The sequence below is a fragment of the Actinospica acidithermotolerans genome, assembly GCF_018139625.1.
Classification (GTDB): Bacteria; Actinomycetota; Actinomycetes; order Streptomycetales; family Catenulisporaceae; genus Actinospica; species Actinospica acidithermotolerans.
Window position 1 is genome coordinate 101,292 of the sequence record NZ_JAGSOH010000003.1, and the last position, 16,513, is coordinate 117,804.

Here is a 16,513-nt window from a genome sequence, read left to right on the forward strand (position 1 = left end):
CGAGAAGGAGGTTACTATGCGCATGCCAGGAAAAGCCGTGCTCGCCGGCGGCACCGCCCTCGCGGTCTGCGCCGCCCTCGCCGCCTGCTCGACCGGCACATCGGCGCCGGCGTCCTCGGCCACGACCCTTTCCGCGCCCGAATCGGTCGCCTCTCTGCAGCAGAAGGCCGCGTCCGAGAAGGGCCTCGTCGTCTACGCCAACGTGCCGAACCAGTACTTCCAGCCGGTGATCGCCGCCTTCAACAAGCAGTACCCGAAGATCCAGGTCCAGGTCACCACGCTCGACGACCACGCGATCTTCTCCAAGTACGAGGCCGAGGCCGCGCAGGGCGCCCGCACCGCGGATCTGCTCGTCGCCAGCGCCCCGGCCTCGTGGGTCGAGGCCGAGCAGAACGGCGTGCCCGCCGCCGTCACGCCCGCGGGTCTCGGAGCGTTCCCGTCGTGGGTGAATCAGGGACACGGCGTGTACGTGATGTCGGCCGAGCCGATGCTGCTCGGCTACAACGAGAAGCTGCTCTCCGCATCGCAGGTCCCGCACACCTGGTCGCAGCTCGCCGCGGACGCGAAGGCGGATCCGTCGCGGTACCGCATGGTCTCGTACCCGATCACCAACACGCTCGACTACGCCGGCGTCTACGGTCTCGAGCACCTGATGGGAGGCGAGAAGACCATGAACATATTCGCCGCGCTGGCACCGGTCACCACGACCTACAACGAGGGCCTCGACCAGCTTCAGCAGGTGGTGCGTGGTTCGGCTTCGCTCAGCTACATGACCTCCGGCCTCGCGCAGGGCGCCCTCAGCCAGTACAAGGGCCTGGCCGGCTACACGTTCATGCAGGACGGCACTCCCCTGGTCCCGCGGGCCGTCTCGGTCACCGCGAAGGCGTCGAGTCCGGCGTCTGCGCAGTTGTTCCTCGACTTCCTCTACAGCGAGGCCGGGCAGCAGGCGCTGTGCGCCGGCGGTTTCGAGGCGACGATGAACGGCTTCCAGCCTGCGAACGGCTGCACCGCGTCGCTCACCTCTCTCGCGAAGGAGGTGCCCGCGAGTTCGACGTACCTGGTGCCGATCGACCAGGCGGTGCTCGACCAGCAGCCCGAGATCACCTCCGAGTGGAACCGGGTGTTCCACCGGTGACCACGCTCGAGCTCCCCGCGACGGTCCGACGGCCGCGCGTCCCCGCCTCCTTCGGACAGGCGGCGGTCGGCGCGCTGGTCGTCGGGCTGGTCGTGGGTCCGTTCATCCCGCTGGTGTACTCCTCGATCCGCAGCAAGGCGCTCTACCTGCCGGGCGGGACGTTCAGCCTCGCCGGCTACCGGACGCTGTTCGCCGACCCGGCGTACTGGACGGCCGTCAAGAACACGCTGCTGTTCGCCGTGAGCACCACGACGCTCGCGGTCGTCGGCGGCACGCTGCACGCGATCCTGTGCACGCGCACCGACCTGCCCGGCCGCCGGGCCTACGGCCTGCTGCTGACGGCGCCGATCGTCGTCCCGCCGCTCGGGCTGGTCGTGGGCTGGCTGACGATCTACGGCCAGGGCGGCTACCTCACCCAACTGGTGAGCAGGAATCTCCACCTGCCCGTGTGGAACCTCTCCTCGATCCCGGGGATGTCGCTGTTCGGCGCGGTCGTGACGCTGCCGATCGCCTATCTGACCGTGCGGGCCGCGCTCTCAGGCACCGACTCGTCGCTGGAGGACGCCGCGCGCAGCGCCGGCGCCGGTCCGCTGCGGGTGGTCGGCCGGATCACGCTGCCGATGCTGCGCCCTGCCATGCTCAACTGCACGGTGCTGATCTTCTCGCTGTGCCTGGAGATCCTCGGAATCCCGCTGTTCCTCGGCGGACCGTCCGGCATCGACTTCTATGCCAGCTACCTCTACCGGTCCTGGAGCAACAGCGCGACCCCGGACCCGCCGTTCGTCAGTGCGGGCGCGGTACTGCTGCTCGTCGTGGTGTCGCTGCTGCTGTTCCTGCGCTCGCGCCTGTCGGGTGCCGAGCAGCGGTTCGTCGCGGTCGGCACTCGCGGCGGCGGCCTCCGGCGGCCGTTGGAGCTCGGGCGCTGGCGCCGGCCGGCGTCGGCCGCGGTGGGCGCGTTCATCGGCGTCACCAGCGTCATTCCGCTCATCGGGCTGATCCTGATGTCATTCGTCAGGGTTCTGACGACATTGGAAGCGCCCTGGCGGCTGGCGACCTCGGACAACTGGCGCGCGGTGGCCACCGATCCGGCGCTGCGCCGGGCGATCACCGACAGCCTGCTGATCGCGGTCGGCGGCGGGGCGGTCAGCGTCGCGCTGGTCGCCGTGGCCGCACTGGTCGCGCACCGATCGCGGTTCCCGCTGCGCACGGTGCTCGCCCCGACGCTGATGTATCCGCGCGCGGTGCCCGGGGTCATCCTCGGCATCGGATTCTTCTGGACCTATCTGATGTTCACGCCCGGCTCCCTCGTGCGCAACAACCTGTGGGGCGAGGCGATCGCGCTGTGTGTCAGGAACCTGACGCTCGCGTACGTGGTGATCCAGCCGAGCCTCGCGCGGCTCAGCGAGGAGCTCGACCGCGCCGGGCGGGCGGCCGGGGCCGGGTGGTGGACGATCGCGCGGCGGATCCTGCTGCCGATGCTGCGTCCGGCGCTGCTGGCCGCATTCGTCCTGATGTTCATCACGCTGCTCGGCGACTACGACCCGGTGGTCTTCCTGCAGAAGCCGGGAACCGAGGTGCTCGGCGTGACCATGCTGCAGTACTGGAGCACGGGTGTGCAGGGGCCGGTGGCCGCCCTCGCCGTGATCCAGGTCGTCCTGACCGCGGCCGTGCTGCTGATCGGCGCGCGCGCACTCCGGAGAGCCTCACATGCCTGAGATCAGGGTTCAGAATCTGCGCAAGTCCTTCGGCGCCTCGACGGTGCTCGACGGGATCGGGTTCACCGTCCGCGACAAGGAGTTCGTCACCCTTCTCGGTCCCTCCGGCTGCGGAAAGACGACGACGCTGATGTCCATCGCCGGGTTCCAGACCCCGGACGAGGGAGTGATCGCGGTCGGCGGCGACGTGTTCGTCGACCGGGCCGCCGGGGTCGATCTGCCCGCGGAGCGCCGCGATCTCGGCATCGTGTTCCAGTCGTACGCGGTCTGGCCGCACATGACGGTCGCGCAGAACGTCGCCTTCCCGCTGTCGCTGCGCAAGGTGGACAAGCGCACCGCGCGTGGACGCGTCGCGGAAGTGCTGGAGCTCGTCGAACTCGGCGCGCACGCGGATCGCTACCCGCATCAGCTTTCGGGTGGCCAGCAGCAACGGGTCGCGCTGGCCCGGGCGATCGCCCCCTCCCCCAGGGTGCTGCTGCTCGACGAGCCCTTCTCGAATCTCGACGCGAAACTGCGCGAGCGTGCTCGGGACCGGCTCAAGCAACTGCAGCTCTCGCTGGGCCTGACGACCGTGTTCGTCACGCACGACCAGGACGAGGCGCTCGCGATGAGCGACCGGATCCTGGTGATGAACGGAGGGCGGATCCTGCGGGACGGCACGCCCGAGGAGGTCTACCGCGAGCCCGGAGCCCGGTTCGTGGCCGAGTTCCTCGGCCAGTGCAACTTCGTCACGGGATCGATCGAAACCGGGCCCGGCGGCGGGGCTGTCCTGCGAACGCGCGACTTCCCCGACGGCATCGCCATCCGCGCGGACGGCGTGAGTGCGAGCGGCGCGGCGACCGTCGCGGTTCGGCCGCACGACATCGAACTCTGCGGACCGGACGGGAACGGGGCCGAAGGAACCGTCGTGGAGAGCGTGTTCCTCGGCGACCACTACCGCTACACCGTCGCGGTCGGCGGCGCCCGGCTGGAGGTGCACGCAGCGCGGCCCGTCGCGCCGGGCCCCGTCCGGGTGCGGATACCACCGCACTCGGCCGTGCTCGTCGACTGACCCGAACCATGAGCGATCTCAGGAGTGACACCGTGTCCGATTCCACTTCCCCTCCGCGCAGCGTGGCCGTACTCGTTCCGGCGGGCATGCTCGGCGCCGGCTTCGACCCGGTCACCGTCGAGCGTGGTCTGCGCCTCGGAGCCGACGTGATCGCGATCGACGCCGGATCCACCGACTCCGGCCCGCACTACCTCGGCGCCGCGGAACCGAAGACCGCGGACGGCGCCGTCCGCCGCGATCTGCGAATCCTCCTGCACGCGGCGCATGAGGGCGGCATTCCGCTCATCGTCGGCTCGTGCGGAACGAGCGGCACCGACAGCGGCGTGCAGCGGGTCTCGGGCATCGTCCGCGAGATCTGCGCCCAGGACGGGCTGCGGCTGGCGGTCTCCGAGATCTACAGCGAGCAGAGCCCCGCGGATCTCATCGCGCGCCTGGACGCCGGGCGGATCCAGCCGCTCGCCCCGCTCGGGCCGCTCGACGCCGCGACCATCGGGAGGTGTTCGCACATCGTGGGCATGATGGGCCACGAGCCGATCGCGCACGCGATCGCGGCCGGCGCGCAGGTCGTGCTGGCCGGGCGCGCGACCGACACGGCGCTGGCCGCCGCGGTGCCGCTGATGCGCGGCATGCCCGCCGGTCCGACCTGGCACGCGGCGAAGGTCGTCGAGTGCGGCGGCCAGTGCACCACGAATCCCCGCGCAGGCGGCGTTCTCGCGCGTATCGACGAGGACGGGTTCACCATCGAACCGCTCGACCCGGAAGCGGAGTGCACACCGACCTCGGTGGCCGCGCACATGCTGTACGAGACCGCGAACCCGTTCACCATGCGCGAACCGGCGGGCACGCTTCAGGTCGGCGACGCCCGCTACACCGCCGTCGACCATCGCACGGTGCGCGTGCAGGGCTCCCGATTCGAGCCTGCGGATCAGCACACGATCAAGCTCGAAGGTTCCGCCGTCACGGGCTACGAGACGATGTCGTTCGTCGGAATCCGCGACCCGCGCATCCTCGCCTCGATCGACGAATGGGCCGCTCTGCTGCGCAAGCTGCTCGCCGAGCGGGTCGAGAGCACGCTCGGCCTCGCCGAGTCCGCCTGGCAGGCGGACTTGCGCCTCTACGGCCATAACGCGATCCTCGACGAGCTCGAGCGCGAGACGACCGCGCCCCGCGAAGTCGGCGTGATGCTTCTGGTCTCCGCGTCGACGCAGGAGCTGGCCACAGCGATCTCCAAGGTGGCCAACCCGCTTCTGCTCCACCTGCCGCTGCCCGACATGGCCTATCTGCCGAGCCTCGCGTTCGCGTTCTCGCCGGCGCACATCGACCGCGGAGCCTCGTACGAGTTCGTACTCAACCACGTCGTCGAGGTCGACGATCCCCTCGAGCTGTTCCACATCGACATCGACCTCCCGGAGGCCTCATGACCGAGCCGACACTCGCGGACCTCGCACTGGAGATCCGCGCCAAGAACGCCGGACCGTTCTGGATGACGATGGAGGCATTCATGGCCGACGACGCCGGGTACCGCGCCGCGGAACAGCTCATCACCGCGGACACTGTCGCAGCCCTCTACCACGTCGATGCGGAGGACCTGCAGATCTTCAGGCTTCCCGAGCTGCGAGTCGTGAAGGTGTCCGTCCCCAGGCCGCTGCCTCAGGGCAGTCTCCGGGACCGGGACATGCACGCAGGGCAGCACCACGTGCCACTCGCCTCGCTGCGGGTACCCGAAGGGGGGCAGTGATGGCCGTCGCCGACCAGACGCCCGACGCGGTGGACCTCGAAGTGCGCTGGAGCCGCGTGGCCGCCATCACCGACGAGGCTGCGACGACGCTGCTGCGCGCGGCGTTCTCCACCATCATCCGCGAGTCCAACGACTACACCGTGGTGCTGATGGATCCGGCCGGTCGCACCGTCGCCGAGTCCCGCGCCGGCATCCCCGCGTTCGCCGCGTTGATCGGGACGCTGACCGCCCGGCTGCTGGAAGTCCACCCGGCCGAGACCTGGCACGAGGGCGACGTGGTGATCACCAACGATCCGTGGATCGCCACCGGGCACCTCCCGGACATCGCGATGATCAGCCCGGTGTTTTACGGCGGCGCGCTGGTGGCTTTCGCAGGCAGTGCCGCACATGTACCGGACATCGGGGGCACCGCGACACTCGGCGCCACCGACCTCATGGCCGAAGGCCTGTTCATCCCGCCGATCCACCTCTATCGCGACGGTGCGCGCAACGAAGGAGTCGTCGCGCTGCTGAGGGCGAACGTGCGACTGCCCGTCCAGGTGTGGGGCGACCTCGAAGCCCAGATGGCCGCACACGAGGTCTGCCGACGCCGGGCCGTCGAATTGCTCGACGACATCTGCGAGCCCGACTTCGGCCCGCTCTCGAACGCGCTGCACGCGATGTCCGACCGCAGCACCCGTACCGCGATCGCGGCGATCCCAGACGGCGTGTACCGCTCCTCGCTCGACGCCGACGGGGTCGAAGGCCGGCCGACGCATATCGAGTGCGCCATCACCGTCGAGGGCGAACACATCGAGATCGACTACGCCGGAAGCTCCCCGCAGGTCGGATTCGCGACGAACTGCACGCTCAACTACACAACCGCGTACTCGGTCTACCCGCTCAAACTCCTGCTTGACCCGGGATCGCGCACCAACCACGGCTCATACCGGTCCATCACGGTCAAGGCCCCGGAAGGCAGCATTCTGAATCCGGTCTTCCCCGCCCCCGTGCTCGCGCGGCACCTGACCGGCCATCTGCTGTCCTGCGCGATCTACCGGGCACTCGCCGACGTCCTTCCGGATCGGGTTCTGGCGGACAGTGGCGGCGCACCGGCGATGCGCGTCCAGTTCGCCGGACGCGACAAGTCAGGCGCGCCGTTCGCGGCCATCCTGTTCGCCAGCGCCGGAATGGGCGCGTGCGCCGGCCACGACGGGCGCTCGACCACCGCGTTCCCGACCAACTCCGGAAGCGGCAGTATCGAGGCACTCGAATCGACTGCTCCGCTCCTGTTCCGGCGCAAGGAGTTCCGAACCGACTCGGGCGGGGCGGGCACCCGCCGCGGGGGCCTCGGCCAGGACATCGAGATCGTCAACCCAGGCGACACGCCGCTGCGTGTGGCGCTGCTCGGCGACCGTTCCAGCCACCCCGCGCTCGGAATCGTCGGCGGACTGCCGGGCGCCCCCGCGCACGCCGAATACGACGACGGCACCGTCCCGGCGCTCAAGTCCCTCTCGACGCTGGAGCCGGGTTCGGCGATCACGATCTCCTTCGCCGGCGGCGGGGGTTACGGACCGCCGAGCGGACGCGATCGCACGGCGATCGCCGAGGACCTGCGCGCCGGCCTGATCACGGGCGCCGCGGCCATCCGCGACTACGGCACCGAAGCCGTCACCGCCGCACGCTGTTCGACCGAGAACGAGGATCCAGAGGGTAGGGACTGATGACCGAGACCATCGCGACCTGCACCATAGGCGTCGACGTCGGCGGCACCTTCACCGACCTCGTCCTGCACGATGCCGCCCGCGCGACCACCCGGACGGGAAAACTCCTGACCACGCCCCAGGATCCGAGCCGTGCCATCATCGACGGCATTCGCCGCCTGCTCGACGAGGCGGGCGTCCCGATCGAACGGGTCGCGGCGATCGTGCACGGCACGACCCTGATCACCAACACGGTGCTGGAGCGCACCGGGGCGAAGGTCGGGCTAATCACCACGGAAGGCTTCCGCGACATCCTGGAGATGGGTCGTGAGACGCGCCACGACACCGACGACCTCTACGCGCGGCCCGCGCCCGTGATCGTGCCGCGCCATCTGCGCATCGGCGTTCCAGAGCGCATCTGCGCCGATGGCACCGAGCTCGTGCCGCTGGACGAGTCCGCGGTCCTCAAAGCGGCTCACGAACTCGTCGAGGAGCACGGAGTCGAGGCCTTCGCGATCTCGTTCCTGCATTCATACGCCGATCCTTCGCATGAGCGGTTTGCGTACGAGCTCATCCGGTTCGCGTATCCGAATATGCCGATCAGCCTCTCCTCCGACGTGGCCCCCGAAATCGGCGAGTACGAACGCACCAACACCGCCTGCGTGAACGCCTACGTCCAGCCCGTCGTCAGCGCGTACCTCGACCGGCTCGAGGAGCGGCTGCACGGGCTGGGGTTCGCCGGAACGCTCACCCTCATGCTCTCCAGCGGCGGGCTGACCACCCTGGAGCACGCCAAGGCGTTCCCGGTGAAGCTGCTCGAATCCGGGCCGGCCGCGGGAGCCATCGCCGCCGCGCATCTGGCCGAACTAGCCGGCGAGGACCAGGTGATCGCCTTCGACATGGGCGGCACCACCGCGAAGATGAGCGTCGTCGAACGCGGACTGCCGCACATCAAGCACGAGTTCGAGGCCGGGCGGCTGGACCGCTTCAAGCCCGGCTCCGGCCTCCCGCTCAAGCTCGCCGTCGTCGACATGATCGAGATCGGCGCAGGCGGCGGCTCGATCGCGTCCCGCGACGAATTCGGCCTGCTCAAAGTCGGACCGCGCAGCGCCGGCTCGGAGCCCGGACCGGTCGCCTACGGCCGCGGCGGCACCAGCCCGACCGTCACCGACGCCGATCTGCTCACCGGGCACCTGGATCCGGACAACTTCCTCGGCGGGGAACTCACGCTGGGGCTGCCCAAGGTGCGCGAGGCGTTCGAGAGGCTCGCCGAGTCGCTCGGCCTCGACGCCGAGCGCACCGCGAGCGGAGCGCTGGAGATCGTCACGGAGAACATGGCCGCCGCGACCCGCGTGCACCTGTCCGAAAAAGGGCGCGATCCTCGCGCGTACGCGCTGATGGCGTTCGGTGGCGCGGGGCCAGTGCACGCCTACACACTGGCGAAAAGTCTCAAGATGTCGCGGCTGATCGTGCCGATGGGCGCGGGCGTCTTGTCAGCGTACGGATTCCTCGTCGCCGACCCGGCCGTGGAGGACGTGCGCGGCTATGCGACACCCCTGGGCGACGCCGACTGGGCGAAGGTCGGCGAGCTGTATCGCGAGATGGAATCCCATGCGACGTCGCTGCTGAGCGGGGCAGCCTCGGCGGGGACGGAGATAGCCCGCTCTCGGTCCGTCGACATGCGCTACCTCGGACAGGGCTTCGAGATCACCGTACCCATGCCCGGGGGCCGGCTGTCGGCGGCGTCGGCGGGGAGGCTGAGTGAGGAACTGCGGCATCGGTTCACGCGTGAATACGCTGCTGTGTTCGGCCGCGCGCTTCCCGAGGGCACACCCGAGGTGACCAACTGGCGACTCACCTCCACTGTGCCCAAGGCTGTCCCCTCCCTGACCGACGCCTCTCACGAGCAGGGCGGAGATTCCGACGACAACGACCGCGGTGCCTGGCGCGGCAAACGCAGCGTGCTGATCTCTGGGTTCGGCATCCGCGAAGCAGACGTTTACGACCGCCGGGCACTCGCCCCGGGATCCAGTCTGCGTGGCCCGGCGGTCTTCGAGGAGCACGAAACCTCCTGCGCCATCGGCCCGGACGCGGTCGCCTTCGTCGACGCACACCGCAACCTGGTCATCGATATCGACTACGCAACGCGCATAGATCAAGGAGTCAACTCATGAACGTGGACCTCGAACACCTCGCGGCCCTCGCCGAGTGGGACACCCCCGCGCTCAGCAACGCGCTCGACCTGCTTCGGCTGCGCTCGTTCAACGGCGGGTACACCGACGGCTCGATCCAGCGGATCACCGGCACCGCCGCCGGCGGATCCGGCGTCGGCGGCCCGCCCATGGTCGGCCGCGCGGTGACCGCACGCATGGTCGCCAGAGACGCGGGCGACGATGCGATCCCCGTCTCCCAGCTGCATCGGGCGGTCAGCGAGATGGAGGGGCCGGTCGTCGTCGTGGTCGAGGACTGCGACGCTCCGCCCGGTGCGGGGGCGTTCCTCGGCGAGGTCAACGGCAGCCTGCTGGCCGCCCTCGGCATCGCCGGCGTGGTGACGAACGGCCGGGTGCGCGACGTCGACGTGCTGCGTGACCTGCCTTTCGCCGTACACGCCGCAGGCCTGTGCGTCGCCCGGTCGTACATGCGGCTGACCGCAGTGGGCGAGCCCGTCACCGTGGCCGGGATGCGCGTGAAGCCGGGCGACGTCCTGCACGGCGACGAGCACGGCGTACTGCAGATTCCGGCGGAGGCGCTGCCCGGCATCTTCGAGAAGGCTGAGCTGATCCGCGAGGACGAGCAGAACGTCGTCGGCTGGTCCAAGTCCACCGACTTCAGCATCCCGAAGCTGCTCGAACTGCGGCGCGTCAAGCACTGACAGGAGAACGGGGACAGGCTCAGCCGGTGAGTCATCCGTGGCACCGCGTCCGCACTCGCCCCCCCCCCCGGCTGCGGATGGCTCACCGGCTGTGATCTCACATGGCGACTGTATGCACGGGCCGCCAGCAAGGACCAGCGGATACTAGTTGCTGCACCATCCGCCTTGGCCGGCTCCGGTGTTCCACCACGAGTTGCTGCCGTTGTAGAAGTTGTGGGTCCACCCCACGCCGTCGCAGTGGAACGCGCCGTAGTAGATGAACGTCACCGGGGTGGCGTTGTAGTAGATGTCCTGTTCGTTGTTCTGGTCGATCGGGATGAACTCGCTGTCCGCCCAGCCGCCGTTTGTGCTTACCGTGTTGGTTTCCAGGTAGCCGAAATGCACGTTGGTGACCGTGTCCTCGATGTATACCGCCGCAGTGGAGACGACTGCGGCGTTCGCGCTGCTGGTGATGTGCAGCTCGGCGTAAGCCGAGCGGCAGGAGGAGAAGTAGCCCAGATACAGGTACCCGATGTCATCGCCGTTTTCGGCCTTGAGGTCCAGCGCAGGCGTCACGCCTACCGGATTGACGCATCTCGTGGCCTGTGCCGACACGCCGTGCGTACCCTTGTTCAGACGCGTGAGAGCCGCGATATCGGCGGCCGTCGGGACGTAGTTGGCGCGTCTGGGAGTTGCGGAGGCGACAGCCTTCGTATGTGCGGTGGTGGGCGCTCCGGTCGTGGAAGCGGCGGAGCTTGTCGCGCCGAGCGCGCCTAACGCGAGCGCAGCTCCGACGACTGCGAGACTCTTCGATCCCTGCATCGTGGATTCTCCCCCTGATCTGGGAAACGGTGTGGTGCCGCCGGCCCCCGCCGGCGCCTTACCAATCCCTTGCGCCGCGTAGTTGCCGAGCCACTGACACCGTGTCAGCCCGATGTAGCATCCGCGTAGCGGACGTGTAGCGCGCCCGCGAGCTCACCCCTCGCGCGTCGCCGTCGTGGTATCGAGGGGTTCGTGGGAGGCGAGTACCCAGCGTGTGGCGCGCATCAGCGCGTGGCCCGCGACCGGTACCGCGGTCGCTTCGCTGATCGGGAGGTAGGGCAGGCGCAGTGGCCAGCGTGTCCAGCGGGGCAGGCTGCCGACCGCGGCCGCGGCGATGACGCCGTAGGGGGCGCGGGCCGGGAGCGGGAGCGGCGGATTGAGCAGCAGGAAGCGGGCCGCCGCGCGGGCCTGCGGGGTTCCGGCCAGCTCGGGCCGGTAGGCCTCGATCCGCTCGGCGAGCTGCGCGGTGGTGACCGGAGGATCGATGACCCCGAGCGCTTCGGCGACCACGGCGGCATCGGCCACGTAGCCGTCGGCTTCCTGATCGGTCAGCGGAGCGGCGCCGTAGCGTTGGTGGCAGCGCAGGAAGCTGTCGACCTCGGCCACGTGGACCCAGGCGAGCAGATGCGGGTCGTCCGCGCGGTAGGTGCGTCCATCGGGTGCGGCGCCGTGCACACGGGTGTGAACGGCCTTCACCGCGTCGACCGCACGCTGCGCGTCCTCGGCCGAGCCGTAGGTGGTGATGGCCAGGAACGCGCCGGTCCGCTGGAGCCTGCCCCACGGGTCGGCCCGGTATCCGGAATGCTCGGTGACCGCCGCGATCGCGAGCGGGTGCAGCGACTGCAGCAACAGGGCGCGCAGTCCCCCGACGAACATGGCCGCGTCGCCGTGCACGCGTCTGATCGGACGGTCCGGCCCGAACCAGCCGGAGCGCGCCCGCACGATCCTTTGGCGCACCGCGGGTCCCCCCGGACCGGCGATGCGGGCGGCCAGCATTCCCGCGAGCGAGCGGCGTAGAGCCTCGACTGGATCCGCCGAGCGTTCTTGGCTCGTAAGCGGCATGTTTGGCCTCCGATCCTGATGCCGAGTCTACGCTCGCCGATCGGCCCGATCGGCCCGATCGCCGTCGTGGAACCCGGGAGGGGACGGGTCGAGGCAGCCGACACGTGGCATGCGGTGTCACCGGGTTGTGAGCCCGACCTGCGTTCTGGGGCGCATTGGTGTCGCCGCGGACGCATGGGACTTCCCTGGCCGGTCATGTGGAAGAGACGCCCTGGTCATGCCGTGGCGAGTGCGTCTGCCTACTCGAGGCCGCTTTCGGTCTTCCGGGGTAGACGCCTCCGGTAGGGCCGGGGCTGCGCGAATGCTCCCGACTGCTTGGGAGGTGGTCTGCCCGTGTTGAGCGCGCTGCTGGCCGTGCTGGCCGCCTTCGCCAGTGGCTTGGCCTCGGTGTTGCAGCGCAAGGAGGCGCGGGACCGCCCGGCGAGCGAGAGCCTCAGCTGGAGGCTGCTCTGGCATCTGGTGCGCCGTCCGGTGTGGCTGGCCGGTATCGCCTGTCTGACCGCGGGCTTCCTGCTCCAGGCAGTGGCTCTCGGGCTCGGCCGGATCTCCGTGGTCGAGTCGCTGCTCGTGCTGGATCTTCCAGTGGCGCTCGTTTTCTCACCGCTCATTCTGCACGGCAGGCACCTGCGAGCGCGCGAGTGGGCTGCGGTGGCGGCGATGGTGGGCGGGCTGGCCGGGCTCCTCCTGAGTTTGTCGCCGTCGGGCGGTACGGGCGCGTCGGTGTCCGGGGTGACGTGGGCGCTGGCGGTCGGGGCGAACGCCCTCCTGGTGCTGGCATGCGTGTTGTGGGCCCGATCGATGCCGGAGGGCACGCGCAAGGCGGCGGTCCTGGGTGTGGCCGTGGGCTGCGGGTTCGGAATGACCGCGGCTTTGGTCAAGGGCGCGAGCGCCGCCTCCGGCATCGGTGGCCTGTTCACCCGCTGGCAGCTCTACGCCGTGATCATCACGGGGGCCGGGTCGCTCTTCCTGCTCCAGTCCGCAGTCCGGGCGGGACGCCTGCTGGCCGCGCAGCCGGGCCTGTCGCTCGGCGATCCCGTGATCTCCATCCTGTGGGGAAGCCTGGTCTTCCGCGAGACCATGCGCGGGGGCTGGCTCATCGTCGCCGCCGCGGCCTCGGCCGCTCTCGTGGGCGGCGCCGTCGTCGTGCTCGCGCGCTCGCCGCTGCTCGCCGACGACCAGGACGAGCCGGACGAACAGGACGAGCCCGAATCCGGCCGCCGTGATCGGCCGGGCGAGCGGGCACGCCGATCCGGCCGATCCAGCCGATCCAGGCGAAAGGACACGGCGGACGCGCCAGGGCCGCGCCGGGCCGTGGCGGCCGGATGGACGCGCTGGTGGCAGGCGGTGCGGCGGCACGCCGCCGTCCCGTACGTCCAGCGCCGCGCGCACGAGATCGCCGGCGTGCTGATCGCGGCGGCCGTGCTGGACCTCGCGGCGGCGTTCGGCCTCGCCCGCGTCGCCGGCTTCCGGGTACTCCGGCACACGCTCGCCCACTTCGAGCCGCTGTGGCTGATCGCCGCCGCCGCGGGCCTGGCCGTCTCGTTCGCCGGTTTCGCGGCCTCCTGCCGGGTCATCTACCGCGCCGAGGGCGGACCTGATCCCGGCCGCAGACGGATGACCGCCGTGACGGTCGTCGGCCACGGCGGCCTGCTGGCGCACGGCCGGGGCGGCCTGGACCGGGACACGCTGCGCGCGGCCGGGGCCAGCGACCGGGAGGCCCGGATGCGCGCGAACGTGCTGGCGGGGATGGAACTCGCCGTCCTCGGCTACCTGGGCACGGCGGTGAGCGTCGCCGTCCTCGTACTCGGCCTGACGGCCCCGCCCACCGACTTCACCCTGCCCTGGGCGGTCATCCCGATCCCGGCCACTGCAGCGGCCTTGGCCTTCACCGCGTGGCTCCGTCCACGTCTGCGGACGGGCAGCCGCCGACAGGAGAGCCTCGCCATGCTCCTTGACTCCGCCCTCGTCATCCGGACCCTGCTGCTGCGACCGCGCAAGTACGGCGTCGCCGTGCTCGGCATGCTCGTCTTCTGGCTCGGCGAGGCGTTCTCGGTCTGGGCCGCGGTCGCGGCGTTCGGATTCCTGATGGACTGGGCCGCGCTCGCCGTCGGCTTCGCCACCGGCATGCTCTTCTCCCGCCGCGTGGGCCCGCTCGCCGGAGCCGGGCTGCTGATGGTCGTGCTGCCGTTCACGCTCTGGCACAGCGGCGCCCCGGTGGCGATGGCCGTCGCCGCGGTGTTCGTCTACCGGGCGCTGAGCCTCTGGCTGCCCTTCCCCTTCGCCCTCGTCTACCTGCCCGAGCTGCGCAGACTGAAGCCGTACCGGACTCAGCGGTCGTAGACGAGCCGTGGTCGGCGGGGGGCTCATCGGAGCTCGCGCGGCTCCTCGTGATCGCCGGGGACCGGCCGGATCAGGTCGGGTCCGTTGTTGCGCACGTTGTTGACCTCGGTGCTCACCGGGTCGACCTGCATCCCGAGGGTGGCCGGCACCAGCATGGCGCGCAGGTCGTCGGCGTCGCCGGGCTCGGGGGCGAGCCAGGCGTCGTAGCCCTCGGCGGGCACGATCAGCGGGGCGCGGTCGTGAATGCGGCCTACCTCGTCGGTGGCCTGGGTCGTCAAGACGACGCAGGTCCAATGCCAGGCCTCCGGATCGTCACGGGTTCGCTCCGGATCCCGCCACAGCTCGTAGAGGCCCGCCATCGCCAGGGGCGCGCCGTCCGCGCGGTGGATGAAGTACGGCTGTTTGCGCGCCGCACCGCCCTTCTCGCGTGCGGGGGGCTTGTCCCACTCGTAGTAGCCCGATGCCGGCAGGATGCAGCGGCGTTTGGCGAACGCCTGGCGGAACGACGGCTTGTCCGCCGCGGTCTCGATCCTCGCGTTGATCAGCCGGCTGCCGATCGACGGGTCCTTGGCCCACGACGGCACCAGGCCCCAGTGGAGCACGCGCAGCTGCCGCTGCCGCGCTCCCGGTCGTTCGCGCGGTTCGCGTGCCATGACGCCCAGGACCGGCTTGGTGGGCGCCACGTTGTAGTCCGGCTCCACCGGAGCGTCCACCACGACCCGGTCGACGCCGAACTCCTCGGCCAACTGCTGCGGAGTGTGGACCGCGACGTACCTACCGCACATGTCTTCGAGCCTACGATCGGCGGCGCGCCGTCGCCCGTCGGCATCCAGGCCGGAACACGCCGTCGAAGGGGGGCTTGAGGCCTGCCCCAGCAGGTCGCCGGGTTGCGATTGGCTCGGGCACGCCGCCTCGTTCGGAAAGCGACGGCCGCGCTGCCCGCTCACCCGAACGCCGGGATGAGCGGGCGGCGCCCGTCATACACGGGGTCTCAGCCGAGCCGGATCACCGGCTTGATCGTGCGGCCTTCGTGCATGTCCGCGGCCGCCCGGCCGATCTCATCCAGCGGGTAGTGCCGTACCAGGCGCTCCAGCGGCAGGCGGCCGGCGCGGTGCAGGGCGACCAGGTGCGGGATGAGGGTCTCCGGGTCGGCGTCGCCGAGGGTGACGCCGATGACGCGCTTGCCGGTCAGCAGGCCCTGGACGTCGAGCGCCACCTCGGTCCCGGCCGGCGGAGCGCCGACGACCGCGCACGCGCCGCGCGGGGCCAGGGCGTCGACCGCCGTGCGCAGGACCGCCGGGACGGCCGTGGTCTCGACCGCGTTGTCCGCGCCGCGCCCGCCGGTGGCCTCCAGCAGCGACCGGATCACGTCCTCGGGGCGCAGGCCGGTCGCGTCGATCGTGTGCGTGGCACCGAGCTCCCGGGCCAGCTCAAGACGCTCGGGTACGCGGTCGATCGCGACGATCGAGCTCAGCGGCAGCAGGCGCGCTGCCATGACTGCCGCCAGACCGACCGCGCCGCTGCCGAAGATCGCGATCGAAGCACCGGGCTCGGGCCGCAGGATGTTCCAGACGCTGCCGAAGCCGGTCTGCACGCCGCAGCCGAGCGGCGCGAGGACCTCGAGATCCGCGTCCGCGTCCACCTTGACCACGCCGCGCTCGTCGGCCAGCGCGTACTGCGCGAACGACGACTGGCCGAAGAAGTGCCCGCCGATCGCGCCGCCGTCGCGCGTGACGGTGGCCGTGCCGTCCGCGCGCACGCCGCTGATCAGGTTGCTCGGCAACCAGGCCGCGCAGTACGCGGGATGCCCGCCGCGACAGGACTCGCAGCGCCCGCAGGAGGTGAAGCTCAGCAGCACCTTGTCACCGGGCACGACGCGGGTCACGGCGGAGCCGACGCGCTCGACGATCCCCGCCCCCTCGTGACCGAGGATCCCGGGAAGCTTGAACGGGATGCCGCCGGCCTGGACGCCCAGGTCTGTATGGCAGAGCCCTGCGGCCACGACGCGGACGAGCACCTCGTCCGGTCGCGGTTCATCGAGCACGACGTCCTGCACGGCGAACGCGGCCCCAGGTCCCTCGACGACCGCGGCTCTGGTCTCGATCGGCATGGATGGA

The 16,513-nt window shown here is 70.5% G+C and carries 13 protein-coding genes; 9 read left to right on the forward strand and 4 right to left on the reverse strand.

Features of this window, described 5'->3' with window-relative positions; genetic code table 11:
- The first annotated feature begins 16 nt into the window (after positions 1–16).
- The 8 genes from KDK95_RS02175 to KDK95_RS02210 all read left to right on the forward strand — a co-directional run bounded on the left by KDK95_RS02175 (position 17) and on the right by KDK95_RS02210 (position 10,193).
- Positions 17–1,135, forward strand: a complete 1,119-nt coding sequence (locus KDK95_RS02175) for an ABC transporter substrate-binding protein (RefSeq protein WP_212516258.1) — start codon at positions 17–19, stop codon at positions 1,133–1,135.
- Positions 1,132–2,850, forward strand: a complete 1,719-nt coding sequence (locus KDK95_RS02180) for an ABC transporter permease (protein WP_212516259.1) — start codon at positions 1,132–1,134, stop codon at positions 2,848–2,850. Before KDK95_RS02175 ends, KDK95_RS02180 begins: the two co-directional genes overlap by 4 nt.
- Positions 2,843–3,901 carry an ABC transporter ATP-binding protein gene (locus KDK95_RS02185; protein ID WP_212516260.1) on the forward strand — a complete coding sequence of 353 codons (1,059 nt, stop codon included), beginning with the start codon at positions 2,843–2,845 and terminating at the stop codon, positions 3,899–3,901. Before KDK95_RS02180 ends, KDK95_RS02185 begins: the two co-directional genes overlap by 8 nt.
- A gap of 86 nt (positions 3,902–3,987) precedes the next feature.
- Complete coding sequence (locus KDK95_RS02190; protein ID WP_249160064.1) at positions 3,988–5,322, forward strand: acyclic terpene utilization AtuA family protein; 1,335 nt, start codon at positions 3,988–3,990, stop codon at positions 5,320–5,322.
- Positions 5,319–5,639: a DUF4387 domain-containing protein gene (locus KDK95_RS02195; protein WP_212516262.1), complete on the forward strand. Its 321-nt coding sequence runs from the start codon at positions 5,319–5,321 to the stop codon at positions 5,637–5,639. The genes KDK95_RS02190 and KDK95_RS02195 overlap by 4 nt, the downstream gene beginning before the upstream one ends.
- Positions 5,639–7,342, forward strand: coding sequence for a hydantoinase B/oxoprolinase family protein (locus tag KDK95_RS02200; protein WP_212516263.1), 1,704 nt, complete (start codon positions 5,639–5,641; stop codon positions 7,340–7,342). The genes KDK95_RS02195 and KDK95_RS02200 overlap by 1 nt, the downstream gene beginning before the upstream one ends.
- Positions 7,342–9,495 carry a hydantoinase/oxoprolinase family protein gene (locus tag KDK95_RS02205; RefSeq protein ID WP_212516264.1) on the forward strand — a complete coding sequence of 718 codons (2,154 nt, stop codon included), beginning with the start codon at positions 7,342–7,344 and terminating at the stop codon, positions 9,493–9,495. The genes KDK95_RS02200 and KDK95_RS02205 overlap by 1 nt, the downstream gene beginning before the upstream one ends.
- Positions 9,492–10,193: an RraA family protein gene (locus tag KDK95_RS02210; protein WP_212516265.1), complete on the forward strand. Its 702-nt coding sequence runs from the start codon at positions 9,492–9,494 to the stop codon at positions 10,191–10,193. Before KDK95_RS02205 ends, KDK95_RS02210 begins: the two co-directional genes overlap by 4 nt.
- Positions 10,194–10,337: 144 nt before the next feature.
- Here the strand turns inward: KDK95_RS02210 and KDK95_RS02215 are convergent, their stop codons facing one another.
- Both KDK95_RS02215 and KDK95_RS02220 read right to left on the reverse strand, forming a co-directional pair.
- Entirely contained in the window at positions 10,338–10,748 is a 411-nt protein-coding gene (locus KDK95_RS02215) for a hypothetical protein (RefSeq protein ID WP_212516266.1), read from the reverse strand.
- A 399-nt stretch (positions 10,749–11,147) separates the two neighbouring features.
- The gene (locus tag KDK95_RS02220) at positions 11,148–12,056 is read right to left on the reverse strand and encodes an oxygenase MpaB family protein (protein WP_212516267.1); all 909 of its coding nucleotides are present in this window, start codon (positions 12,054–12,056) and stop codon (positions 11,148–11,150) included.
- Between the two features lie 333 nt (positions 12,057–12,389).
- On the opposite strand from KDK95_RS02220, the gene KDK95_RS02225 reads away from it, so the two are divergent.
- The gene (locus KDK95_RS02225) at positions 12,390–14,396 is read left to right on the forward strand and encodes a DMT family transporter (RefSeq protein WP_212516268.1); all 2,007 of its coding nucleotides are present in this window, start codon (positions 12,390–12,392) and stop codon (positions 14,394–14,396) included.
- Positions 14,397–14,419: 23 nt separating this feature from the next.
- Here the strand turns inward: KDK95_RS02225 and KDK95_RS02230 are convergent, their stop codons facing one another.
- Together KDK95_RS02230 and KDK95_RS02235 are read right to left on the reverse strand one after the other, a co-directional pair.
- Positions 14,420–15,181 carry an SOS response-associated peptidase gene (locus KDK95_RS02230; protein ID WP_212516269.1) on the reverse strand — a complete coding sequence of 254 codons (762 nt, stop codon included), beginning with the start codon at positions 15,179–15,181 and terminating at the stop codon, positions 14,420–14,422.
- Between the two features lie 206 nt (positions 15,182–15,387).
- Positions 15,388–16,506 carry an NAD(P)-dependent alcohol dehydrogenase gene (locus KDK95_RS02235; RefSeq protein ID WP_212516270.1) on the reverse strand — a complete coding sequence of 373 codons (1,119 nt, stop codon included), beginning with the start codon at positions 16,504–16,506 and terminating at the stop codon, positions 15,388–15,390.
- Between the last annotated feature and the right edge of the window lie 7 nt (positions 16,507–16,513).